This is a genomic window from Mycolicibacter longobardus (assembly GCF_002102265.1).
Classification (GTDB): Bacteria; Actinomycetota; Actinomycetes; order Mycobacteriales; family Mycobacteriaceae; genus Mycobacterium; species Mycobacterium longobardum.
This window is the reverse complement of record NZ_LQPG01000011.1, coordinates 118,399-140,605: the sequence shown is the minus strand read 5'-3', so window position 1 is coordinate 140,605 and position 22,207 is coordinate 118,399. Positions and strand designations below refer to the sequence as shown.

At 68.9% G+C, this 22,207-nt stretch carries 22 protein-coding genes; 12 read left to right on the top strand and 10 right to left on the bottom strand.

Annotated features, from left to right (window positions below):
- Positions 1 to 86: 86 nt before the first annotated feature.
- Positions 87 to 1,169 carry an anthranilate phosphoribosyltransferase gene (trpD, locus tag AWC16_RS24975; RefSeq protein ID WP_234812155.1) on the bottom strand — a complete coding sequence of 361 codons (1,083 nt, stop codon included), beginning with the start codon at positions 1,167 to 1,169 and terminating at the stop codon, positions 87 to 89.
- A gap of 171 nt (positions 1,170 to 1,340) precedes the next feature.
- Here trpD and ctaE point away from each other — a divergent pair, with 171 nt between their 5' ends.
- The 5 genes from ctaE to AWC16_RS06760 are packed head-to-tail and all read left to right on the top strand — an operon-like array spanning position 1,341 to position 6,300.
- On the top strand, positions 1,341 to 1,952 hold the full coding sequence (gene ctaE, locus AWC16_RS06780) for an aa3-type cytochrome oxidase subunit III (RefSeq protein ID WP_085264018.1): 612 nt from the start codon (positions 1,341 to 1,343) through the stop codon (positions 1,950 to 1,952).
- Positions 1,949 to 2,824 carry a cytochrome bc1 complex diheme cytochrome c subunit gene (qcrC, locus tag AWC16_RS06775; RefSeq protein WP_234812154.1) on the top strand — a complete coding sequence of 292 codons (876 nt, stop codon included), beginning with the start codon at positions 1,949 to 1,951 and terminating at the stop codon, positions 2,822 to 2,824. The genes ctaE and qcrC overlap by 4 nt, the downstream gene beginning before the upstream one ends.
- Positions 2,821 to 3,990: a cytochrome bc1 complex Rieske iron-sulfur subunit gene (gene qcrA / locus AWC16_RS06770; RefSeq protein WP_085264017.1), complete on the top strand. Its 1,170-nt coding sequence runs from the start codon at positions 2,821 to 2,823 to the stop codon at positions 3,988 to 3,990. Before qcrC ends, qcrA begins: the two co-directional genes overlap by 4 nt.
- A complete protein-coding gene (gene qcrB / locus AWC16_RS06765; RefSeq protein WP_085264016.1) occupies positions 3,987 to 5,615 on the top strand; it encodes a cytochrome bc1 complex cytochrome b subunit in 1,629 nt (542 codons plus the stop codon). Before qcrA ends, qcrB begins: the two co-directional genes overlap by 4 nt.
- 58 nt (positions 5,616 to 5,673) lie before the next feature.
- Complete coding sequence (locus AWC16_RS06760) at positions 5,674 to 6,300, top strand: pyridoxine/pyridoxamine 5'-phosphate oxidase (RefSeq protein WP_109561310.1); 627 nt, start codon at positions 5,674 to 5,676, stop codon at positions 6,298 to 6,300.
- Between the two features lie 37 nt (positions 6,301 to 6,337).
- Here the strand turns inward: AWC16_RS06760 and AWC16_RS06755 are convergent, their stop codons facing one another.
- From AWC16_RS06755 to ctaC, 4 genes are all read right to left on the bottom strand, one after another.
- Positions 6,338 to 6,970, bottom strand: a complete 633-nt coding sequence (locus AWC16_RS06755) for a DUF2561 family protein (protein WP_085264014.1) — start codon at positions 6,968 to 6,970, stop codon at positions 6,338 to 6,340.
- A complete protein-coding gene (locus tag AWC16_RS06750) occupies positions 6,970 to 7,833 on the bottom strand; it encodes an MmpS family transport accessory protein (RefSeq protein WP_085264013.1) in 864 nt (287 codons plus the stop codon). Before AWC16_RS06750 ends, AWC16_RS06755 begins: the two co-directional genes overlap by 1 nt.
- A 139-nt stretch (positions 7,834 to 7,972) precedes the next feature.
- Entirely contained in the window at positions 7,973 to 8,392 is a 420-nt protein-coding gene (locus tag AWC16_RS06745; protein WP_085264012.1) for a cytochrome c oxidase subunit 4, read from the bottom strand.
- Between the two features lie 10 nt (positions 8,393 to 8,402).
- Positions 8,403 to 9,461, bottom strand: coding sequence for an aa3-type cytochrome oxidase subunit II (gene ctaC, locus AWC16_RS06740; RefSeq protein ID WP_085264011.1), 1,059 nt, complete (start codon positions 9,459 to 9,461; stop codon positions 8,403 to 8,405).
- Between the two features lie 215 nt (positions 9,462 to 9,676).
- Between ctaC and asnB the strand changes: the two genes are divergently transcribed.
- A complete protein-coding gene (gene asnB / locus AWC16_RS06735; protein WP_085264010.1) occupies positions 9,677 to 11,644 on the top strand; it encodes an asparagine synthase (glutamine-hydrolyzing) in 1,968 nt (655 codons plus the stop codon).
- 109 nt (positions 11,645 to 11,753) lie between these two features.
- Here asnB and AWC16_RS06730 read toward each other — a convergent pair whose 3' ends face one another.
- The 3 genes from AWC16_RS06730 to AWC16_RS06720 form a co-directional block, all read right to left on the bottom strand.
- Positions 11,754 to 12,728, bottom strand: coding sequence for a carbohydrate kinase family protein (locus AWC16_RS06730; protein ID WP_085264009.1), 975 nt, complete (start codon positions 12,726 to 12,728; stop codon positions 11,754 to 11,756).
- A gap of 123 nt (positions 12,729 to 12,851) precedes the next feature.
- The gene (locus AWC16_RS06725; protein WP_085264008.1) at positions 12,852 to 13,208 is read right to left on the bottom strand and encodes a HesB/IscA family protein; all 357 of its coding nucleotides are present in this window, start codon (positions 13,206 to 13,208) and stop codon (positions 12,852 to 12,854) included.
- Between the two features lie 115 nt (positions 13,209 to 13,323).
- Positions 13,324 to 14,451, bottom strand: a complete 1,128-nt coding sequence (locus AWC16_RS06720; RefSeq protein WP_085264007.1) for a glycerate kinase family protein — start codon at positions 14,449 to 14,451, stop codon at positions 13,324 to 13,326.
- Positions 14,452 to 14,577: 126 nt separating this feature from the next.
- On the opposite strand from AWC16_RS06720, the gene AWC16_RS06715 reads away from it, so the two are divergent.
- The 5 genes from AWC16_RS06715 to AWC16_RS25515 all read left to right on the top strand — a co-directional run bounded on the left by AWC16_RS06715 (position 14,578) and on the right by AWC16_RS25515 (position 18,846).
- Positions 14,578 to 15,201, top strand: a complete 624-nt coding sequence (locus tag AWC16_RS06715) for a DUF3043 domain-containing protein (RefSeq protein ID WP_234812168.1) — start codon at positions 14,578 to 14,580, stop codon at positions 15,199 to 15,201.
- 23 nt (positions 15,202 to 15,224) lie between these two features.
- Positions 15,225 to 16,289 carry a nicotinate-nucleotide--dimethylbenzimidazole phosphoribosyltransferase gene (gene cobT, locus AWC16_RS06710; protein ID WP_085264005.1) on the top strand — a complete coding sequence of 355 codons (1,065 nt, stop codon included), beginning with the start codon at positions 15,225 to 15,227 and terminating at the stop codon, positions 16,287 to 16,289.
- Positions 16,286 to 17,017 (top strand): adenosylcobinamide-GDP ribazoletransferase, encoded by a 732-nt coding sequence (locus AWC16_RS06705; RefSeq protein ID WP_085264004.1) that lies wholly within the window; start codon positions 16,286 to 16,288, stop codon positions 17,015 to 17,017. Before cobT ends, AWC16_RS06705 begins: the two co-directional genes overlap by 4 nt.
- A 130-nt stretch (positions 17,018 to 17,147) precedes the next feature.
- Positions 17,148 to 17,306, top strand: a complete 159-nt coding sequence (locus AWC16_RS24260; protein ID WP_165759178.1) for a hypothetical protein — start codon at positions 17,148 to 17,150, stop codon at positions 17,304 to 17,306.
- Between the two features lie 238 nt (positions 17,307 to 17,544).
- The gene (locus AWC16_RS25515; RefSeq protein ID WP_165759177.1) at positions 17,545 to 18,846 is read left to right on the top strand and encodes a PGRS repeat-containing protein; all 1,302 of its coding nucleotides are present in this window, start codon (positions 17,545 to 17,547) and stop codon (positions 18,844 to 18,846) included.
- Positions 18,847 to 18,852: 6 nt separating this feature from the next.
- Here AWC16_RS25515 and AWC16_RS06695 read toward each other — a convergent pair whose 3' ends face one another.
- Both AWC16_RS06695 and gcvT read right to left on the bottom strand, forming a co-directional pair.
- Entirely contained in the window at positions 18,853 to 19,959 is a 1,107-nt protein-coding gene (locus AWC16_RS06695) for a branched-chain amino acid aminotransferase (protein WP_085264003.1), read from the bottom strand.
- Between the two features lie 23 nt (positions 19,960 to 19,982).
- On the bottom strand, positions 19,983 to 21,077 hold the full coding sequence (gcvT, locus tag AWC16_RS06690; RefSeq protein WP_085264002.1) for a glycine cleavage system aminomethyltransferase GcvT: 1,095 nt from the start codon (positions 21,075 to 21,077) through the stop codon (positions 19,983 to 19,985).
- 32 nt (positions 21,078 to 21,109) lie between these two features.
- Between gcvT and AWC16_RS06685 the strand changes: the two genes are divergently transcribed.
- The gene (locus AWC16_RS06685) at positions 21,110 to 22,198 is read left to right on the top strand and encodes an adenylate/guanylate cyclase domain-containing protein (RefSeq protein ID WP_085264001.1); all 1,089 of its coding nucleotides are present in this window, start codon (positions 21,110 to 21,112) and stop codon (positions 22,196 to 22,198) included.
- The last annotated feature ends 9 nt before the right edge of the window (positions 22,199 to 22,207 follow it).

Here is a 22,207-nt window from a genome sequence, read left to right as displayed (position 1 = left end):
ATGAACCCGACGGGTGGGCCTCTCCGCTGGGTTCGGCCGGGCCGTGGGCACCGTGGGCGGCGATGGCCCGCTCCGCGCGGCTCGCCTCAGAGCTGGGCGCCGAAGCGGACCCAACGGGCAAGCAGCTGTTCGGCCGCGCCGCTGTCGATCGCCGCGACAGCGCGCTGCAGCCCGTCCTCCCACGCCGGCAACCATTCAGCGCTGCTGGATAGCCCGGCATGGGCGACGATCGCCCCGGCCGCGTTGAGCACCACGGCGTCGCGCACCGGGCCCTTGGTCCCGGCGAGCACCGACCGGGCCGCCTCGGCGTTGGCCTGCGCATCACCGCCGAGCAGTTGCTCCACCTCGGCGCGGGCGAACCCGAACCCAGCCGGGTCGAAGGTCAGCCGTTCGATGGTGCCGGCCTGCACCCGCCAGATGGTGCTGGTCGTGGTGGTGGTCAGTTCGTCGAGGCCGTCATCACCGTGCACCACCAGCACGCTGGACCGGCGCGCCGCGAACACGCCGGCCATCACCTCGGCCAACTCGCCGAACGCACACCCGATCAGCCCGGCCCGCGGTCTGGCCGGATTGGTCAACGGTCCCAACAGGTTGAACACCGTGGGCACGCCGATCTCGCGCCGCGCCGCCGAGGCGTTGCGGTAAGACGGCTGGAACTGGGGCGCAAAACAGAATCCGATGCCGACCTCGGCGACGCTGCGCGCGACGTCGTCCGGGCCCAGGTCGATGCGCACCCCCAGCGCCTCCAGGGTGTCGGCGCCCCCGGACAGCGAACCCGCCGACCGGTTGCCGTGTTTGACCACCGGCACACCGGCGGCGGCCACCACGATCGCCGCCATCGTGGAAAGGTTCACCGTGTTGGCGCCATCGCCGCCGGTGCCCACCACGTCGACGGTGTCGGTGCCGATCTCCTCGGTGGGAACCTTGCGGCCGTAGGCCAGCATGACCTCGGCCAGCTCCCCCACCTCGGCCGCGGTCGGCCCCTTCATCTGCATCGCCACGCCGAACGCCGCGATCTGGGCGGGCGTGGCGGATCCGGCCATGATCTGTTCCATCGCCCAGGCCGCCTGGCCCCGGGCCAGATCGGCACCGGACGTCAGAGCGCCCAGTACCTGCCGCCACTGCACTATCTGCGTTTTCGGCTGCGCGTCGCTGCCTGGCTCGACCACGCGCCGATCGTCGCACGCCGCCTCCACGTGGCCAAAGCCAGCCGGAGACACGCCGGGGACGGAGCGCTGACAGCGCGCTGACGCGCGCGTAACAGCACAGACGTGACCAGTTCAAACGAATTGCCCGCCCCGGGTGGAGTTCTACAACTACATAGCGTCATACTTGCGGATGTGACGAGCGCTGTGGGGTCCTCGGGTACTGCCATCACTTCTCGTGTGCATTCGCTGAACCGGCCCAACATGGTCAGCGTCGGCACCATCGTGTGGCTGTCCAGTGAGTTGATGTTCTTTGCCGGGCTGTTCGCGATGTACTTCACCGCCCGCGCGCAGTCCGGTGGCGCCTGGCCGCCGCCGCCGACCGAGCTGAACCTGTGGCAGTCGGTCCCGGTGACGCTGGTGCTGATCGCGTCGTCGTTCACCTGCCAGATGGGCGTGTTCGCCGCCGAGCGCGGCGATGTGTTCGGGCTGCGCCGGTGGTACCTGCTGACCTTCCTGATGGGGCTGTTCTTCGTCTGCGGTCAGGCCTATGAGTACACCCACCTGGTCACGCACGGCACCACCATCTCGTCGAGCGCCTACGGGACCGTGTTCTACCTGACCACCGGGTTCCACGGCCTGCACGTCATCGGCGGGCTGGTCGCCTTCATCTTCCTGATGCTGCGCACCACGATGAGCAAGTTCACCCCGGCCCAGGCCACCGCATCGATCGTTGTGTCCTACTACTGGCACTTCGTCGACATCGTGTGGATCGCACTGTTCGCCACGATCTACTTCATCCGATGAGCAACCGCCCGATGAACAGGAGTGTCCGGTTGAAGACACTGAAGAAGTGGGCCCGACCTCGCCACAACGAAACCGTCGCCCGGCGGCGCCTGCGGCGTCGGCTCTCCGGTGGACTGCTGCTGCTGGTCGCGCTGGCCATGGCCGGCGGGATGGCCGCGTTGCTGACCCCGACCCCACAGGTCGCGGTCGCCGACGAGTCCGCCTCGGCGCTGCTGCGGACCGGCAAGCAGCTGTTCGAGACCTCGTGTGTGACCTGCCACGGCGCCAACCTGCAGGGTGAGCCGGGCCGCGGACCGAGCCTGATCGGTGTCGGCGAAGCCGCCGTCTACTTCCAGGTCTCCAGCGGGCGGATGCCCGCGATGCGCGGTGAGGCCCAGGCCCCCCGCAAGGACCCGAAGTTCGACGACAAGCAGATCGACGCCCTGGGTGCCTACGTGCAGGCCAACGGCGGCGGCCCGTCGGTGGTGCGCAACGCCGACGGCAGCATCGCGCAGGCCTCGCTGCGCGGCGACGACCTGGGCCGCGGCGGCGACCTCTTCCGGCTCAACTGCGCGTCCTGCCACAACTTCACCGGCAGGGGCGGCGCGCTGTCCTCGGGCAAGTACGCGCCCGACCTGGCGCCGGCCAACGAGCAGCAGATCCTGACCGCGATGCTGTCCGGCCCGCAGAACATGCCGCGCTTCTCCGACCGGCAGATCTCGATGGAGGAGAAGAAGGACATCATCGCCTACGTCAAATCCGTTACCGAGGAACGTGATCCGGGCGGCTACGGGCTCGGCGGGTTCGGCCCGGCGCCCGAGGGCATGGCGATGTGGATTATCGGCATGGTCGCCGCCATCGCCGCAGCATTGTGGATCGGGGCACGCGCATGAGCAGCAACGACAAGATCGACATCCCGGATGACGCCGCACTGGCGACGATGACCACCGATGAGCTCCTGGCTCTCGGCGGCGACATCGACGGTGTGGAGACCATCTACAAGGAGCCGCGCTGGCCGGTCGAGGGCACCCGCGCCGAGAAGCGCGCCGAGCGCACGGTCGCCGCATGGTTCCTTGCCGGCGGCGGTTTCGGGCTGGCCCTGCTGCTGATCTTCCTGTTCTGGCCCTGGCAGTACGCGCCCCTGGAGTCCGCGGACGGGTTGGCCTACTCGCTGGCCACGCCGCTGTACGGCCTGACTTTCGGGCTCTCCGTGCTGTGTATCGCGATCGGCGCGGTGCTGTTCGTCAAGAAGTTCATCCCCGAAGAGATCACCATCCAGGAACGCCACGACGGCAGTTCGGCTGAGCTGGACCGCAAAACGGTCGCAGCCCAGCTGACCGACGCGTTCGAGGGCTCCACGATCGGACGGCGCAAGCTGCTCGGTGCCTCGCTGGGCGTCGGATTCGGCGCGTTCGGGCTGGGCACCCTGGTTGCCGGTGCCGGCGGTCTCATCAAGAACCCCTGGAAACCGGTCGTCGAAACCGCCGAAGGCAAGAAAGCCGTGCTGTGGACTTCCGGGTGGACCCCGCGCTACGCCGGCGAGACCATCTACCTGGCCCGGGCGACCGGGCAGAGCACCAACTCTCCGTTCGTCAAGATGCGGCCCGAGGACCTGGACGCCGGCGGTATGGAGACCGTGTTCCCGTGGCGGGAGTCCGACGGCGACGGCACCACCCCGGAATCGCACGAGAAGCTCACCGAGATCATGATGGGCGTCCGCAACCCGGTGATGCTGATCCGCATCCGGCCCGACGACATGGCCAAGGTGGTCAAGCGTGCGGGCCAGGAGAGCTTCAACTTCGGAGACTTCTTCGCCTACACGAAGATCTGCTCGCACTTGGGTTGCCCGTCTTCCCTTTTCGAGCAGCAGACCTATCGGATTCTGTGCCCGTGCCACCAGTCGCAGTTCGACGCGCTGCACTTCGCCAAGCCGGTCTTCGGCCCGGCGGCACGCGCACTGGCACAGCTGCCGATCACCGTTGACGCCAACGGGCATCTGGTCGCCAACGGCGACTTCGTCGAACCTGTCGGACCGGCATTCTGGGAGCGCACCTCATGAGCCCTGCAATCGGCGACCTGCTCGCCCGCCAAGCAGACGACATCGACACCCGCTACCACCCGGCGGCCGCCCTGCGACGCCAGTTCAACAAGGTCTTTCCGACGCACTGGTCGTTCCTGCTCGGTGAGATCGCGTTGTACAGCTTCATCATCCTGCTGCTGTCCGGCGTCTACCTGACACTGTTCTTCGACCCGTCGATGGCCGAGGTCATCTATCACGGTGTCTATCAGCCGCTCAACGGGGTGCAGATGTCGCGGGCCTACGAGTCGGCGCTGGACATCTCCTTCGAGGTCCGTGGCGGCCTGTTCGTGCGGCAGCTGCACCACTGGGCGGCGCTGATGTTCTCGGCGTCGATCATGGTGCACCTGGCGCGCATCTTCTTCACCGGCGCGTTCCGCCGGCCCCGCGAGGCGAACTGGGTGATCGGGTCGCTGCTGCTGATCCTGTCCATGTTCGAGGGTTACTTCGGCTACTCGCTGCCCGACGATCTGCTGTCCGGTATCGGCCTGCGGGCTGCGCTGTCGTCGATCACACTGGGTATGCCGGTCATCGGCACCTGGCTGCACTGGGCGCTGTTCGGCGGCGACTTCCCGGGCACCATCCTGATCCCCCGGCTCTACGCCCTGCACATTCTCCTGATCCCGGGCATCATCCTGGCCCTGATCGGCGTGCACATGGCGCTGGTGTGGTTCCAGAAGCACACCCAGTTCCCCGGGCCCGGCCGCACCGAGAGCAACGTCGTGGGTGTGCGGGTGCTGCCGGTCTTCGCGATCAAGTCCGGCGCGTTCTTCGCGATGATCACCGGCATCCTCGGCCTGATGGGCGGCCTGCTGCAGATCAACGCGATCTGGAACCTGGGCCCCTACCGGCCTTCACAGGTGTCGGCGGGCAGCCAGCCGGACTTCTACATGATGTGGACCGAGGGGATGGCCCGGTTGTGGCCGGCGTGGGAGTTCTACCCCTTCGGCCACACCGTGCCCGGCCCGGTCGGTGTCGGGCTGATCATGGGCGCGGTCTTCACCCTGCTGACGATCTACCCGTTCCTGGAGAAGAAGTTCACCGGGGACTACGCGCACCACAACCTGCTGCAGCGGCCCCGGGACGCCCCGGTCCGCACCGCGATCGGCGCCATGGCGATCAGCTTCTACATGGTGCTGACGCTGGCCGCGATGAACGACATCATCGCGTGGAAGTTCCACATCTCGCTGAATGCGACGACCTGGATCGGCCGCATCGGGATGGTGGTGCTGCCGCCGCTCATCTTCTTCGCCACCTACCGGTGGTGCATCGGGTTGCAGCGCAGCGACCGCGACGTGCTCGAGCACGGTATCGAGACCGGCATCATCAAGCGGCTGCCGCACGGTGCCTACATCGAGCTGCACCAGCCGCTGGGCCCGGTCGACGAGCACGGCCACCCGATTCCGCTGGAATACGCCGGGGCGCCGCTGCCCAAGAGGATGAACAAGCTCGGCTCGGCCGGCTCCCCCGGCCGCGGCAGTTTCCTGACCGCCGACCCGGTGTCCGAGGATGCCGCGCTCACCGAGGCCGCGCATGCCAGCGAACGGCGCGCGCTGACCGCGCTGGCCGAGCATCAGGAAGACGGCAGCACCAACGGCCACCACTAGGCCCACTGGTCCTGAGCCGCCGGGCGGCCTGCGCAGCCTGCTGCGCGGGCTGCCCGTCCTGGCCGGTTCCGCACCGGAGTTCGATCCGTCGCGGGCACCGAACGATCCCGTCGAGCTGTTCACCGAGTGGTTGTTACATGCCGTCGACAGCGGTGTCGCCGAGCCCCACGCCATGACGTTGTCTACCGTGGCAACGGTTCCCACGGCCGGGTCGCGGCCATCGGCGCGGGTGCTCATCCTCAAAGACGTCGATGCCGCCGGTTGGCATTTCGCGATCAGCTCGGCAAGCCGCAAGGGTGCCGAGCTCGACCGCAATCCGACTGTGGCGCTGACGTTTTACTGGCCCGCACTGGGCCGGCAGGTCCGCGTTGAGGGCATCGCGCAGGCCGATCCACCTCAGGTGACGGCCGACGACTTCCTGACCCGCTCCGAGGACGCCCGGGCCATGGTGCTGACCGGGCGCCAGAGCGAGCCCTATTCCGATCCGGCCGAGATCAGCGAGGCATTGGACAAGGCGCGCCTGGAGCTCGCTCAGTCCCCCACCCTGGTTCCGCTGGAGTGGGCGTCGTATGCCGTGCGGGCCGACACCGTCGAGTTCTGGCAGGCCGACCCCACTCGCCGGCACCGCAGGCTGCGCTATGAACGCGACGCGACAGGCTGGTCGCCGACGCTGCTGTGGCCCTGAAAGAGGCTGTGCGCGTGAAGGAGCGCCATAAAAAGGCTCAGCCGAACCGGGAGGGCAGCTCCAGCACCTCGCCCAGGCGGCGCAGGTACAACCACGGAATCACCGGCATCGCCAAGGTGATGGCCCCGGCCAGCCCGTAACAGACCCACGAGCCGGTGTCCTTGCCGGTCGCCATCAGATAGGTGGCCAACGCCACCACGGTCAGCGCACCACCCACGGCGCTGGCCAGCACCGTCACCCCGCGCAGCAGCACCCGGTCCACCTGGGCCTGGTTGGGCAACGGCGCGCGCGTGGCGGCCGCACGCCGTCCCGGGGCGTCGAATCCCCGCTGGGGCAGCGGCCCGCCTTGCCGCGGCGGTTTGGCCTGCGCCTGGGGCGCGAAGCCGGGAGGCCTCGGGGCGCCGGTCTGGCGCGCGCGGAGCAGCACCGGGATGGCGGCAAGGATCACCAGTGCCGAGACTCCGATGACGATGTAAAGCAGGCCGGTATGCGAGCTCTCCGCCGGCTGGTCAAAACCCCGACCGAGATCCACCAGGGCCACCAGCGCCGCCACACTCATACCCAGCAGGGAAAGCCAGATCGCTGCGCACACGCCGAGCAGCACCCGGTCCACCACCTCCGGTGACTGTCCCGTCCGGAAGAATCGATCTCCGATGTTCCTGCTGACCATCAGCAGCTCGTCGCCGGTGCGTCGTTGCTGTTGGAGGACAGCACCCTGCCATCACTGCTGGTGATCGAGCAGTTGAGCTTGCTCAGCCGAAGCATGCTGGTTGCCTCCAGCGAGCCGATCTCCGACTGGGAGATCGGCGTCAGCGTCAGCGACCATGGGATGTAGGCGTTGCGTTGCGTCCGGCGCTGCCCGGACGCATCAACGTAGGTGATGGTGATCTGGTCGAACGGGGCCTTGGTGCCGGTCACCGAATAGGTCACCTGCATCGGCTTCGCCTGCGTGGTCGTGGTGGTCTCCTGCGTCGTGGACGGCTCGGGTGAGGGTTCCTCGCTGGGCGGCGGCGGCGGCGGAGGCGGCGGCTCCTCGCTGCTCGGCGGCGGAGGCGGCGGCGGCGCGGTCGGGCTGCTGCTTCGGGGCAGCTCGTCCTGCACCGGCGGCACCGAGACGGTGCTGCTCGTGGTGGCCGGGGTGGCCACGTCATTGGACTCGGAGCGGGCGAACAGCAGTGCCACCGACACCACCAGGGAGACCGCGGCGATGATCACCGTGACGCCGACCACCCAGGGCCACCGCGGAGTCTTGCCGTGCGGATCCGGTTCGTCGGGTGTGTCGTAGTTGTCGTAGTCGTACAGTCGCGGATCCACCGGCACGTAGGGGGCGCTCAAGAACTGTTCGGACTCCGGGGCCGAATAGGCCTGCGAATACGCCGTGTTGTCAGGGGTGGCGGTCGCCAGCTCATCGATCGCCGGGACGTCATCACCGGCGGCGTCCGGAGACGCCTCTGGTGCCAGTTCCGAGTCCGGCCGACCGTTGCCGGGGTCCTCGTCTCCAGAGCCCGCCTCCGGGGGATTCGGCCCGCTCATTCCCGCCTATCCTGTTCAAACCGCCGCGCCCACGGCGCACCGCCGTAACCGATGGCGGTAAACATCACCCGCCGTTGGTCATTGTGCACCGGCAACCCTACCCAAACGGGTCGACACGGCGTCCCCGCCGGAGGTGTGGTCAGTGTTTCTCGGGGCCGATGTAGTACTCGAAGACCAGCCCGGCCACGCTCGACAAGATGAACACCACACCGGCGGCGATCAGCCACGGCAGCCACAACCCGATCCCGACGGCGGCCACCGACCCCGACAGGGCGATCAGGATCGGCCACCAGCTGTGCGGGCTGAAGAAACCCAATTCCCCGGCGCCGTCGCTGATTTCGGCTGCCTCATAGTCCTCGGGGCGGGTGTCCAGACGGCGTGCCACGAACCGGAAGAAGGTGGCCACGATCATGGCCATCATCCCGGTCAGGAACAGCGCGGTGGTGCCGGCCCATTCCACTCCACCGGTGGCGAACTTCGCGGTCAGCACGGCGTAGATCACCCCGACCACCAGGAAGAAGGTGGCGACGAACTCGAACAGCCTGGATTCGATGCGCATGAGGTTGTCCCTACTTGTCGCTGGCTTGGGGGGCTAGCAGGCCGCGGCGGCTCTCGAACGGGAATGTGGTGGTGGCCAGCGGCTCCTGCTTGATCGCCTCCAGCGCCTCCGCATTGGTCTTCCCGGCGATGCGCTGACCCAGGTAGGCCTTGAAGTCGTTGGGTGAGACCACCCGGACCTCGAAGTTCATCATCGCATGGTAGGTGCCGCACATCTCGGCGCAGTGGCCGACGAACGCGCCTTCCTTGGTGATCTCGGCGACCTGGAAGGTGTTCACCTGGTTGTTGCGTTCCGGCCAGGCGATGACGTCACGTTTGAACAGGAACTCCGGCACCCAGAAGGCATGGATCACGTCGGCGGAGTTCAACACGAACTCGATGCGCTTGCCGCTGGGCACCACCAGCACCGGGATCTCGTTGGTGCTTCCCAGCGTCTCGATCTTGTCGAAGTTCAGGTAGGTCCGGTCGTCGGTGTTGAGGCCGCGAATCGGGCCGACCAGCTCCTCGCCGTGCTTGTCGACGCCCTCGGGCTTGGATGCCATCGCATCCTTGCGGGCCTGGTCCACGCCGTCGTAGCGCAACGTACCGTCGTGGAAGTCGACCTTCTGGTAACCGAACTTCCAGTTCCACTGGAACGCGGTGACGTCGACGACCACCTCGGGGTCGGGCTCCTGGTGCAGCATCTTCTCCTGCACGACGACGGTGAAGTAGAAGATCACCGCGACGGCCAGGAAGGGCAGGACGGTCAGCCCGAGCTCCAGAGGCATGTTGTAGCCGAACTGGCGCGGCAGCTCGGTGTCGGTCGCCTTCTTGCGGTGGAAGATCATCGACCAGAAGATCATTCCCCAGACCAGGCCACCGATCACGACCGAAGCGATGACCATGCCGATCCACAGCTGGTAGTTGGCCTCGGCCTCGGGCGTGATGCCCTTGGGCCAGCCGAAACCGACCACGTCGGTCCAGTCGAAGCTGCAACCGCTGAGCGTCACCGCCAGCAGCCCGAGCGCGCCGGCCACGGCCAGCGGTCGACGCAGACGGCTAAGCACAACGCCCTGCCCGCGACGTGTCACGTTGGTGCCTCCTCGAGTCACAGACCAGGCCGACTGACCCGGCGGAGCAGTCGAATACTACGCAGCGTAGACCACCCGGATCACCGCGGTACGACGTACCTGCCGGTTGGCCGCCCCGGTGTGTTGGCCGCCGCACCTGAACTTCCCCGCCCGCACCGGCGCTGCGCAGGCCTACGCGGTTCGGGGCCGATACCGGTGCGGCATACTGGGACCCGATGTGTGGACTGCTGGCCTTCGTGTGTGCCCCGGCCGGCACGACACCCGGCCCGGATGTGACTTCGGACCTAACCGAGGTCGCCGGTGCTGTTTCCCGTGCGACCCATCTGATGCGCCATCGCGGGCCCGACGAGCCGGGCGGCATCTGGGCCGGCAAACACGTGGTGTTCGGCTTCAACCGACTGTCGTTCATCGACATCGCCCATTCGCACCAGCCCATGCGGTGGGGGCCCCCGGAGGCGCCGGACCGCTACGAACTGGTGTTCAACGGCGAGATCTACAACTACCTGGAACTGCGGGCGGAGCTGGCCGCCGACCACGGCGCGGTCTTCGCCACCGACGGCGACGGCGAGGCGATAGTCGCCGGCTACCACTACTGGGGTGTGGAGGTCCTGACCCGGCTGCGGGGCATGTTCGCCTTCGCGATCTGGGACAACGTGGCCGGGGAGCTGTTCTGCGCCCGCGACCCGTTCGGGATCAAACCGCTGTTCATAGCGAGCGGACCGGGCGGCACGGTGGTGGGCAGCGAGAAGAAATGCCTGCTGGATCTGGCTGAAGTCGTGGGATTCGACGTCGGGGCCACCGGAATCGACGCTCGCGCGCTGCAGCACTACACGGTCCTGCAGTACGTGCCCGAGCCCGAGACGCTGCACCGCGGGATACGCCGGCTGGAATCGGGCTGCTACGCCCGTATCCGCCCCGGACAGGCGCCGGAGACCACCCGCTATTTCCGGCCGCGGTTCGACGCCACCCCGATCACCCGCGACGCCGAGCAGGCTCGCTACGACGAGATCACCGCGGTGCTGGAGGATTCGGTCGCCAAGCACATGCGAGCCGACGTCACCGTCGGCGCCTTCCTGTCCGGGGGGATCGACTCCACCGCTATCGCCGCACTGGCGATGCGCCACAATCCCAAGCTGATCACCTTCACCACCGGGTTCGAGCGGGAGGGCTTCTCCGAGATCGACGTGGCCGCCGCCTCCGCCGAGGCAATCGGTGCCCGGCATGTGGTCAAGGTGGTCAGCCCGGCCGAGTTCGTCGCCGCCCTGCCCGAGATCGTCTGGTATCTCGACGACCCGGTCGCCGACCCTGCCCTGGTCCCGCTGTATTTCATCGCCGCCGAGGCCCGCAAGCACGTCAAGGTGGTGCTCTCCGGCGAAGGCGCCGACGAGTTGTTCGGCGGCTACACGATTTACCGCGAGCCGCTGTCGCTGCGCCCGTTCGACTACCTGCCGGCACCGGTGCGCCGGTCGATGGGCAAGGTGTCCAGGCCGCTGCCCGAGGGGATGCGCGGCAAGAGCCTGCTGCACCGCGGTTCGCTGACACTGGAAGAGCGCTATTACGGCAACGCGCGCAGCTTCTCCGACGAGCAACTGCGCGCGGTGCTGCGCGGCTTCTCCCCCGACTGGACCCACACCGACGTCACCGCGCCGCTGTATGCCGAATCGACCGGCTGGGACCCGGTGGCCCGCATGCAGCACATCGACCTGTTCACCTGGCTGCGCGGCGACATCCTGGTCAAGGCCGACAAGATGACCATGGCCAACTCACTGGAGCTGCGGGTGCCGTTCCTGGACCCCGAGGTTTTCGCGGTGGCCTCGCGCCTGCCGGTGTCGGCCAAGATCACTCGCACCACCACCAAGTACGCGCTGCGCCGGGCGCTGGAGCCGATCATTCCCGCGCACGTGCTGCACCGGCCCAAGCTCGGCTTCCCGGTGCCGTTGCGGCACTGGCTGCGCGCCGGTGAGCTGTTGGAATGGGCGTACGCCACGGTGGACACCACCGGCGCGGATCACCTGATCGATGTCGCCGCAGTACGCACGATGCTCGACGAGCACCGCACCGGCACCGCCGATCACAGCCGCCGGTTGTGGACCGTGCTGATCTTCATGCTGTGGTACGCGATCTTCATCGAGCACAGCGTGGTGCCCGCCATCAGGGAGCCGGACTACCCGGTGCGGCTGTAGCACGAGACTCGCGAGAGCGGGGGCACCCCCCGCTCGCGAGACTGTAATTGGCGCGGCAAAGTGCGAGAAGGAACCACGCTAACTACAGGCTCGACGCAATCACTCACCATTACCTGAGCGCGGCGCTGATCTCGGCGGCCGCGGCGTCGCCGTAGGCGTCGGCCAGCCGGCTCGCCGCGGAGTCGCGGTCCCAGGTCCACTCCTGGGTTCCGGTGGACTCCAGCACCAGCACCGCCACCAGCGAACCGAGCTGCGCGGACCGCTCCAGGCCCAGCCCGGCGCTGCGACCGGTGAGGAAACCGGCGCGGAAGGCGTCACCGACCCCGGTCGGGTCGGTCTGAGACTTCTCCGGGACCACGCCGACGTGGATGCTCGAGCCGTCCGGGTTGACGATGTCGACGCCGTTGGCGCCCAAGGTCGTCACTCTCAGCCCGACCTGCTTCATGACGTCGTCTTCGGTCCAGCCGGTCTTGGACAGCAGCAGGTCCCACTCGTAGTCGTTGGTGAACAGGTAGGTCGCGCCGTCGATGAGCCTGCGGGTCTCTTCGCCGGTCAGCCGGGCCAGCTGCTGGGACGGGTCGGCGGCGAACGCCAGACCGAGCTTGCGGCACTCCTCGGTGTGCAGGAACATCGCCTCGGGGTCGTTGGCCCCGATGATCACCAGTTCCGGCTTTCCGACGGCCTCGACGAGCTTGGCCAGCGAGATGTTGCGGGCCTCCGACATCGCGCCCGGGTAGAACGACGCGATCTGGGCCATGTCCTGGTCGGTGGTGCAGACGAACCGGGCGGTGTGAGCCGTCGTCGAGGTCAGCACATGGTCGCAGTTGACCCCGTGCGAGACCAGCCACTGCCGGTAGTCGGCGAAGTCGGCGCCGGCCGCACCGATCAGGGCGGCGTCACCACCGAGCACACCGATCGCGTAGGCGATGTTGCCCGCCACTCCGCCGCGGTGCACCACCAGGTCGTCGACCAGGAAGCTCAGCGAGACCTTCTGCAGGTGATCGGCCAGCAGCTGTTCGGAGAACCGACCGGGAAAACGCATCAAATGGTCGGTCGCGATCGAGCCGGTCACCGCAATCGTCACTGAACTGTCCCCCTCATATCTTCACCATGGGCCTGGATGTGGGTACCCACGGTAGCGGTCCGGTGCCACCGGTCCGCCGCCGGGCAGCGCCAAGCCCACCGGGAATCAGGTGGTACTAGGTGCTCAGTTGAACGAGTCGCCGCACGAGCACGAGCCGCCGGCGTTGGGGTTCTCGATGGTGAAGCCCTGCTTGTCGATCTGGTCGGCATAGCCGATCTCGGCACCCTGCAGGTACGGCGCGCTCATTCGGTCGACAGCCAGCTTCACCCCGTTGAACTCCGCGATCACGTCCCCGTCGAGGGTGCGGTCGTCGAAGAACAGGTTGTAGCGCAGGCCGGCGCAGCCGCCCGGCTGGACCGAGATACGCAGGGTCAGGTCGTCACGGCCTTCTTGCTCGAGCAGCGCCTTCACCTTTGCTGCGGCCTCATCTGTCAAGACCACGCCGTGAGACTCGGTGGCCGACTGATCCTGAACAGTCATTGCGTCTCCCTATTGCGGTTGATCACGGGGGTGAGCCCGCCTCGACTCCGAGGCGTCTTCCGACGTGCGGAGGCCCACCGGAACAACGATACCCTGCGTCAACGGGTTCCCACTCCTACTGACCCGCCGGACGGGGTGGATCCACCGGGCTGGCACCGACCTGTGCCGCCAGGACGGCCGTGAGGTCGATCAGCTGGTTGGCGGCGTCGATCAGGGCCAATCCCACCGAGCCGGCGTGGTCGGCGATCGCCCGGGCGGCCAACACGCCGGCCGACCTCAGCGCCGGTTCGTCGAGGCCGATCTGGCCTGCCAACACCAGCAACGGGAGCTCCCGGGCACGTGCCGCCGACGCCAGCGAACCGACCACCTTTCCGTGCAATGACTGCTCGTCGAACCGGCCCTCGCCGGTGATCAGGACATCGGCGGCGGCCAGTGCGGCCTCCAGATCCGTGTGACGGGCAACGATCTGGGCCCCGGATTCGACCACGCCGCCCAGCGCCAGCAGTGCCGCGCCGATCCCCCCGGCCGCACCGGCACCCGAGGCGGCGCTCACTTCCCACCCGGCGGCGGCGTCCAACTCGGTCGCCCAGGCGGCCAGGCGGCTCTCGAGCACCGCCACCGTGGCGGCATCGGCGCCCTTCTGCGGCCCGAACACCCGTGCTGCGCCCCACGGACCCAGCAGCGGATATTCGACATCGCAAGCAGCGGTCAGTTCGACGTCGGCGAGCCGTCGGCGCCCGACCGCCAGCCCGCCCAGCTCGTCGACCATGCCGCGGCCACCGTCGGTGCACGCACTGCCACCGAGTCCGACGACGATCCGTTCCGCCCCGGCCGCCAGCGCCGCGTCGACGAGCTGTCCCACCCCCCTGCTGTGAGCCGCCAGTGCCGTCCGCGGCGATGGTGGGCCGCCGAGCAGCGCCAACCCGCAGGCCTGGGCGCACTCCAGGTACGCCGTCTTCGATGCGTCGTCCCAGAGCCAGTCCGCGTCGACCGGCTGCTCCAGTGGACCGCTGACCCGCGACCGCTGCACCGTGCCCAGCCGCTCGGCCAGCACCGCGACGAAACCCGGGCCACCGTCGGACTGCGGCGCGATCGCCAGCCGATCGTGGGGCCGGCTGCGATGCCATCCGGTCGAGATCGCAGCGGCAGCCTGCACCGCGGTCAGACTCTCGCCGTAGCAGTCCGGCGCGATCAGGACCCGAAGCACCCGCGATCCGGAGCCAGTACCCGGGTCGTGAGCCATATCGGCAGGGTATAGAGCCGGACGGACGGCGGCGCAGCCCGGGCGGGCCGGGCAAGTAATCTTGCGGGCGTGAAGTTGCCCGGACGCCGACACGACGAGACCCGGTCCGCCAAGACCCCTGAGTCCGTGACTGCCGCCGTCGACGTCGACGGTTCCGGGGAAGCCGCACCTGCCCGCGTCACCGCCCCCAAGGGGAGGCCCACGCCCAAGCGCAGCGCGGCCACCAAGCGTCGTGGCCCCGTGACGCCGGCTCCGATGACCTCTGCGGAGGCCCGAGCCAGGCGCAAGTCCCTGGCCGGGCCGAAGCTCAGCAAGGAGGAACGTCGAGCCGCGAAGGCGCAGCGTCGCGAGCGGATGGCCCAGCGCCGGGAGCGGATGCTGGCCGGCGACGAGTCGGCGCTGCTGGAGCGCGACCGCGGCCCGGTGCGCCGGTATGCCCGCGACATCGTGGACGCCCGCTACAACCTGCTCGGCCTCTTCATGCCGGTGGCTCTGGGGCTGATGTTCATCATGATGGCGCTCCCCCAGATCCAGCTCTACATCTCACCGGCGATGATGCTGCTGATGATCTTGATGGCCGTCGACGGGGTCCTGCTGGCCCGCAAGGTAGGCCGACGGGTCGACACCAAGTATCCCGACAACGTCGAGTCCCGGTGGAAGTTGGGGCTGTACGCCGCCAGCCGGGCATCAACGCTCCGCCGGATGCGGGCACCGCGCCCGCAGGTGCGGCGCGGCGAACGCCTCGACTGAGTTCGGCTCGGGGGCCGACAGCCTTGGACTTCCCAGATTTCGCGCCGATCAGCCCGCCTGATGCCGCGGTGGCGGCTGCCGCCCGTGCGCGGCAGATCCTGCTGACCAAGCCGCCGGGCTCGCTGGGCCGCCTGGAGGACCTGTCGGTCTGGGTGGCCGCTTGTCAAGGCCTTTGCCCACCAAGGCAATTCGAGCGAGTCCGGGTTGTGGTGTTCGCCGGCGACCATGGCGTCACCCGCGAGCGGGTGTCCGCCTACCCCGCCGAGGTGACCGCGCAGATGGTGGCCAACATCGACCGCGGCGGGGCGGCCATCAATGCGCTGGCCACGGTCGCCGGGGCGGGTGTGCGAGTGGTGGACATGGCGGTGAACGGAGCGGCCACGCAAGGGGCGATCAGCGCGTACAAGGTGCGCTGCGGCAGCGGCGACATCGCAACCGAAGACGCCCTGAGCGCCGAGGAGACCATCGCCGCCGTCGAGGCGGGCCGCCGAATCGCCGACCATGAGGTGGACACTGGAGCGGACCTGCTCATCCCAGGCGACATGGGAATTGGAAATACCACTGTGGCAACAACTTTGGTCGCTGCCCTGACCGGTGCCGAACCAGCCGAGGCGGTCGGCCACGGGACGGGGATCGACGACGCCGGCTGGGCCCGCAAGACCGCGGTGGTGCGCGACGCCCTATTCCGGTCCCGGACGCAGCACACCGATCCGCTGGGGCTGCTGCGTTGCTGCGGAGGTGCCGACTTGGCGGCGCTGGCCGGCTTCTGCGCCCAGGCCGCGGTGCGGCGGACCCCGGTGCTGTTGGACGGCCTGGCGTCGACGGCCGCCGCTCTGGTGGCCGAGCGGCTGGCACCCGGAGCACGGGCCTGGTGGCAGGCCGGGCATCGCTCCCCCGAACCGGCACACGCGCTGGCCTGCGCGGCGCTGGGCCTGGAGCCGATCCTCGATCTGCGGATGCGACTCGGCGAAGGCAGCGGCGCGGCGGTGGCGCTGCCGGTGCTGCAGGCGGCCGTGGCCGCATTGGCATCGATGTCCACTTTCGACGAGGCCGGCGTGTCGGGACCGGACGGCGGGGCCGGCAGGTGATCCGGTCGCTGGCCGACGCGGTCGCATTCGGTACCGCCGTGCGACTTCCCGCGGGGGCTGCCCGCCCGCCGGGCCGCGGGGCACTCACGGCGCTGCCCGTGGTTGGGGCCGCTCTCGGCGCGCTGGCCGCGGCGGTGGTCTGGGCCGGCGGTCTGGCCTTCGGCCCGGGCAGCCCGGTGACGGGCCTGCTCGCCGTGGCGGCGCTGCTGGCCGCGACTCGCGGACTGCACATCGACGGCGTAGCCGACACCGCCGACGGGCTGGGCTGCTATCGGCCTGCCCCACAGGCGCTGCAGGTGATGCGCGACGGATCCACCGGTCCGTTCGGGGTGGTCGCGGTGGTGCTGGTGATCGGCCTGCAGGCGTTGACGTTTCCGATGCTGACTGCCGGGCAGATCGTGGTCGCGGTCTGCGCGGGCCGGGTCGCCGCCGTGCTGGCCTGCTTGCGATCGGTGCCCGCCGCGGCGGGCAGCACGCTGGGTGCCACGGTGGCGGGCAGTCAGCCACCGTCGGTCGCGGCGGCCTGGGTGCTGGTACTGGCCGCCGGAGCGACAGCGTCCGGTTCGCCGCCATGGCACGGTCCGGTCGCCGTGGCGCTGGCCCTGGTCTGCGTGGCCGTGCTCGTCGGACACTGCGTGCGCCGCCTGGGCGGTGTCACCGGTGATGTGCTGGGCGCTGCCGTCGAGTGGACGACGGCGGTGGTCGCGGTCTCGCTCGCCGCGCTCTGACCCCCTGGACAAAATCCAACATTTTTCTCAGGACTTACAGACATTTCTCCCGCCTGTCTCTTACCTACAGGGTAGATTTGTAGAAACGGACTCGGTATTAACATCCGGTCCGGCGGGAGGGGATCTACGAATGGCGCGCCACAACAAGTTCAGCAAGCGGAGTCGCGAATCACGCAAGGCCAGGTCCGATGGGGCCGGCGATCCCGCCGACTACCCGGACGCCGAAGAGGCCGAAATCTGGCCACCGGACGACGAGGAATCCGGCCTCCCATCGGACCCCGCGAGCTGAACGGCCGCGCCGTCCAGCCGAGCCAGGGCCATCGACCCGTGGGGTCGGGGAAGGCGCCGCGCTGGATTCCGGTGAAAGTGGCGCGCACCGCGATGACCTCGCCGGTTGAGAGTAGGCAGCGCTCCGCGGCCGCTGTCCCAGCCCCGAAAGTGCAGTAGTCGACTACTGCAGCCCCTCCTTCTCAGCGGCCCTAGCATCGGCGCTTATCGGATAATTAGATTCTCTTGAGGGGCGGATCATGTCTGGTCATTGGCGCAGTACCGATCGCCGTCACACCCATCGCCACGCCCCAGCGGTCATCCGCCGCGGCCGCCGAATCGGCCTGGGTAGCGCGGCAAGTACGTTCCTGGCACTTGGGATGAGCCCGCTGGCCGGAGCACCGGCCCAGGCCGACCCGCTAGCCGACTGGATCCTCGATCTGTTCGATCCGGCGAGCTGGGCATGGCTGGCCCCAGACCCGGCCGCCGAAGCCCTGGACAGCGGTAGCTGGGAGTCCGTCCTGGCTGGTTTCGGTGACCCCGGTGCGCTGTTGCCGGCAGCCGCGGCCACTGACCCCACCATGGCCCAGTTGTTCGACACCTGGATCTATACCCCGATACACGACGCCGGCCAGGCCTGGCTGGCCACCCCGTTCGGCATCGCCACCAGCACCTGGATCAACGACACGTTCGGTGGCGGACAGCTGCTGATCGGCAATGGTGCGGACGGCACCTGGTCGAATCCGCAAGGCGGTCATGGCGGGCTGTTGTTCGGCGACGGCGGCAATGGATACACCTATGACAATGGTCAGTTCGGTGCCCGTGGCGGCGACGCCGGAATGATCGGCAACGGCGGCGACGGGGGCGGCGGCGGGTCAAGCGGCGGCACCGGCGGGAACGGTGGATGGCTGATGGGCGTGGGCGGCACCGGCGGATCGGGCGGGGCCGGTGGCACAAACGGGATGGGAAACGACGGCGGGCTTGGTGGGTACGGCGGCCATGGACCGGGGCTGCTGTTCGGCAAGGGCGGCAACGGCGGCGACGGCGGGCGCGGCGCCGACGGCGCCGATGCAGGCGCCATTGGTGACGGCGGGGCCGGCGGTTGGGGCGGCTACGCCGGGGTCGGCGGCGCCTACGGGCGCGGACTCTTCGTGTTGTCCGGCGACGGCGGCGACGGCGGCGACGGCGGGCGCGGCGGCAACGGCGGCACCACATCAGGCAACGGCGGCGACGGCGGCCCGGGTGGCCTTGGCGGTTGGGGCACGCGGTTGCTCGGGCCCACGGCAGCCGACAACCTGGGCCACGGCGGCGACGGCGGGCGCGGCGGGGACGGCGGCGACAGCTACGGCGTGGGCAATAGGGCCGGCAACGGCGGGTACGGCGCAGCCGGCGGCCTCGGCGCCGTTGGCGGCGACGGCGGCCGCGGCGGGGATGGCGGAAACGGCACCGGCGGTGCCGTTGGTGGTGCCGCCGGAACCGGCGGTGGCGGCGGAGAAGGTCTGCCGACCTGGGGCGCTGCCGGCGCCGACGGCACCCCCGGGACACCCGCCCCGGTCGAGTGACCGCGCTCAGTCCAGCCGGGCCATCCACCCGTGGGTATCGGCGAAGGTGCCGCGCTGGATTCCGGTCAAGGTGTCGCGCAGCGCCATGGTGACCTCGCCGGGTTGGCCGTCGGCGATGGTGAACTCTCCGTCTGCGGATTTGACCTGTGACACCGGGGTGATGACGGCGGCGGTGCCGCAGGCGAAGACCTCGGTGATCTCGCCGGCGAGTGCCTTCTTCTGCCATTCCCCGACATCGATCTTGCGTTCTTCGACGGTGAACCCGGCATCAGTTGCCAACTGCAGCAACGAATCCCGCGTGATACCGGGCAGCAGTGAACCGGACAGCTCTGGAGTGACCAGGCGCGCGGACCCGCCGGTGCCGAACACGAAGAACAGGTTCATACCGCCCATCTCTTCGACGTAGCGCCGCTCGGCCGCATCCAGCCACACCACCTGGTCGCAGCCGTTGTCAGCGGCCTGCGCCTGGGCGACCAGCGACGCGGCGTAGTTGCCGCCGAACTTGGCGGCGCCGGTGCCGCCCGGGCAGGCCCGCACGTACTCGGTCGACAGCCAGACGCTCACCGGTTTGATACCGCCCTTGAAGTACGCCCCGGCGGGCGACCCCAGCACCAGGTAGCGGTACTCGTTGGCCGGGCGCACCCCCAGCCCCGGCTCGGTGGCGAAGATGAAGGGGCGCAGGTACAGCGACTCCTCCCCACCCGGCGCGGGCACCCAGGCGTTGTCCACTGCGATCAGCTGCCGCAGTGACTCGATGAACAGGTCGTCGGGGAGCTCCGGGATCGCCAGCCGGCGCGCGGATGCGCGCATCCGGGCCGCGTTGGCCTCCGGCCGGAACGAGACGATCGCGCCGTCGGTCCAGCGGTAGGCCTTCAGCCCCTCGAAGATCTCCTGCGCATAGTGCAGGACGATCGCCGACGGGTCCAGTTCGATGGGCCCGTAGGGCATGACCCGCGCGTTGTGCCAACCGGATTCGACCGTGTAGTCGATCGACACCATGTGATCGGTGTGGTACTTGCCGAAACCCGGCTCAGCCAAGATGGATTCGCGCACCTCGTCAGGAGTCGGATTCGCTGTGGCCGACAGGTGGAAATCGAGGACGCGGCTTGTCATGCAGCGATTGTATAACCGGTGCGCTACCGGGTTTTTGCCGTCACGAACGGCGGCGTCACCACCTCGCACTCGACCGCACGCCCGCGCACGTCGACGGTGACCCGCGCGCCGTCATCGATGCCGGCGTCCGCGTCGATCAGCGCCAGTGCGATGCCGACCTTGAGGGTCGGCGAGAAGGTGCCGGACGTGGTGACCCCGATCCGGCGATCTCCGTCGAGTACCGCCAAATCGGCCCGCAGCACACCCCGGCCGGTCGCGCGCAACCCGCGCAGCAGCCGCGCCGGACCGGCCGCCTTTTCGGCCAGTAGCGCATCGCGGCCGAGGAACGACTCCTTCTTCCAGCCGATCGCCCAACCGCAGCGAGCCTGCAGCGGCGATATCTCCGGCGACAGCTCGTGACCGTGCAGTGCGTAGCCCATCTCGGTGCGCAGCGTGTCCCGCGCGCCCAGGCCGGCCAGCTCGCCCCCGACCTGCTGCACCGCCGCCGCCAGAGCGTCGAACACCACCGGAGCCGACTCCCATTCCGGCAACAGCTCGTAGCCGTGTTCACCGGTGTAGCCGCTGCGGCACACCCGTACCGGAACATCGGCGTAACCGGCGTCGGCAAACGCCATGTAGTCCATCTCGGTCGGCAGACCCAGGGCGGTCAGCACCTCGGTCGATCGCGGTCCCTGCACCGCCAGCACCGCACGCGAGCGATGTTCGTCGGTGATGGTCACCCCGGCCGGCGCCACCGCCTGCAGAGCGACCACGACCGCCGCAGTGTTGGCGGCGTTGGGCACCAGAAAGATCTCGTCATCGGCCACGTAGTAGGCGATCAGGTCGTCGATGACGCCCCCGGATTCGTTGCAGCACAACGTGTATTGCGCTTGGCCCGGACCGATCCTGCCCAGGTCGTTGGTGAGCGTCGCGTTGACGAAGGCCGCTGCGCCCGGGCCGCGTACGGTCGCCTTGCCCAGATGGCTGACATCGAACAGACCCGCGGTGCTGCGAGTGGCGTTGTGCTCGGCGACGGTCCCGGCGTAGGACACCGGCATCAGCCAGCCACCGAACTCGGCAAAGCTGGCGCCCAGCGCACGATGGCGATCTTCCAAGGGTCCGTGTTGCAGTTCGCTCACGACGAGCCAGCCTAATCGGCACACTGGTATGGGTGGTTGATTGGGACGCGCTCGAAGCTGCCGGAATCGCCGACGTCCGGAGCCGCGCCGGACTGATCGAGTACCTCGCCGGATTGGGCTTCACCGTCGAGGAGATGGCCGACGCCGAGCGGCAGGGTCGGCTGTTCGGCCTGGCCGGCGACGTCGTGGGGCGCTCGGGTCCGCCGGACTACACGTTGCGGACCACCGCCGAGGCGTTGGGCTTGCCGCTCGACGACGTCGCCCGTGCCTGGGCGATGCTCGGGTTGAATGTCCCGGATCCAGACGCCCCTGCGCTGAGTCAAGCCGACGTCGACGGGCTGGCCACCTGGGCCGAGATGCGGTCGACTCTCGGGGAGCCCGTTGACGGCTTCCTGCGGGTGCTGGGGGCGGCGATGGCGCGGCTGGCCGAGGCCGAGTCGTCGATGATCCGGATCAGCCAGCCCAATATGTGGCTGGGCCACACCCACGACGAACTCCGCACCGCCCAGGCCTGGCGATCGGTCGCGGAGTTCATCCCACGGCTGGGCGCGATGATCGACGCCGTGCACCGCCAGCACCAGGTCGGCGCCCGAACCTTCCTCGAGGCGCTGACCGACGGCCCGTCGGCCAGCACGGTGTGCGGTGTCGGGTTTGCCGACCTGACCGGTTTCACCGCGCTGACCCAGGTGCTGACCTCCACCGAGCTGGCCACCCTGCTCACCGAATTCGGCGGCGAAGTCGCCGACGTGGTGCACGCCGACGGCGGGCGGGTGGTCAAGTTCATCGGCGACGCGGTGATGTGGGTGAGTTCGACGCCGAGGCTGCTGGCCAAGGCGGCGGCAGACCTGGTCAACCACCCGGAGGCGCAGGCAGCCGGACTCCAGGTGCGTGCCGGCCTGGCCTACGGCGAGGTGCTGGCGATCAACGGCGACTATTTCGGCACCCCGGTGAACCTCGCCGCGCGCCTGGTGGATGCTGCCGCGCCCAGGCAGGTTCTGGCCTCTACCTGCGTCCGCGACAACCTGCCCGACTGGCCGGCCATTCGCCAGGAACCATTGACGCTCAAGGGTTTCAACGAGCCCGTACCGGCATACGAACTGCAGCCGAACCCCGCTGGTTAGGGTGAGTGC

Coding starts and splice junctions, on each gene's coding strand:
- AWC16_RS25515 (WP_165759177.1), top strand. CDS start 17,545: ATGTCTGGTCATTGGCGCAGTACCGATCGCCGTCACACCCATCGCCAC.
- AWC16_RS06720 (WP_085264007.1), bottom strand. CDS start 14,451: ATGGCTCACGACCCGGGTACTGGCTCCGGATCGCGGGTGCTTCGGGTC.
- AWC16_RS06725 (WP_085264008.1), bottom strand. CDS start 13,208: ATGACTGTTCAGGATCAGTCGGCCACCGAGTCTCACGGCGTGGTCTTG.
- AWC16_RS06750 (WP_085264013.1), bottom strand. CDS start 7,833: ATGAGCGGGCCGAATCCCCCGGAGGCGGGCTCTGGAGACGAGGACCCC.
- qcrC (WP_234812154.1), top strand. CDS start 1,949: ATGAGCAACCGCCCGATGAACAGGAGTGTCCGGTTGAAGACACTGAAG.
- AWC16_RS06755 (WP_085264014.1), bottom strand. CDS start 6,970: ATGGTCAGCAGGAACATCGGAGATCGATTCTTCCGGACGGGACAGTCA.
- qcrA (WP_085264017.1), top strand. CDS start 2,821: ATGAGCAGCAACGACAAGATCGACATCCCGGATGACGCCGCACTGGCG.
- AWC16_RS24260 (WP_165759178.1), top strand. CDS start 17,148: ATGGCGCGCCACAACAAGTTCAGCAAGCGGAGTCGCGAATCACGCAAG.
- AWC16_RS06695 (WP_085264003.1), bottom strand. CDS start 19,959: ATGACAAGCCGCGTCCTCGATTTCCACCTGTCGGCCACAGCGAATCCG.
- qcrB (WP_085264016.1), top strand. CDS start 3,987: ATGAGCCCTGCAATCGGCGACCTGCTCGCCCGCCAAGCAGACGACATC.
- AWC16_RS06745 (WP_085264012.1), bottom strand. CDS start 8,392: ATGCGCATCGAATCCAGGCTGTTCGAGTTCGTCGCCACCTTCTTCCTG.
- asnB (WP_085264010.1), top strand. CDS start 9,677: ATGTGTGGACTGCTGGCCTTCGTGTGTGCCCCGGCCGGCACGACACCC.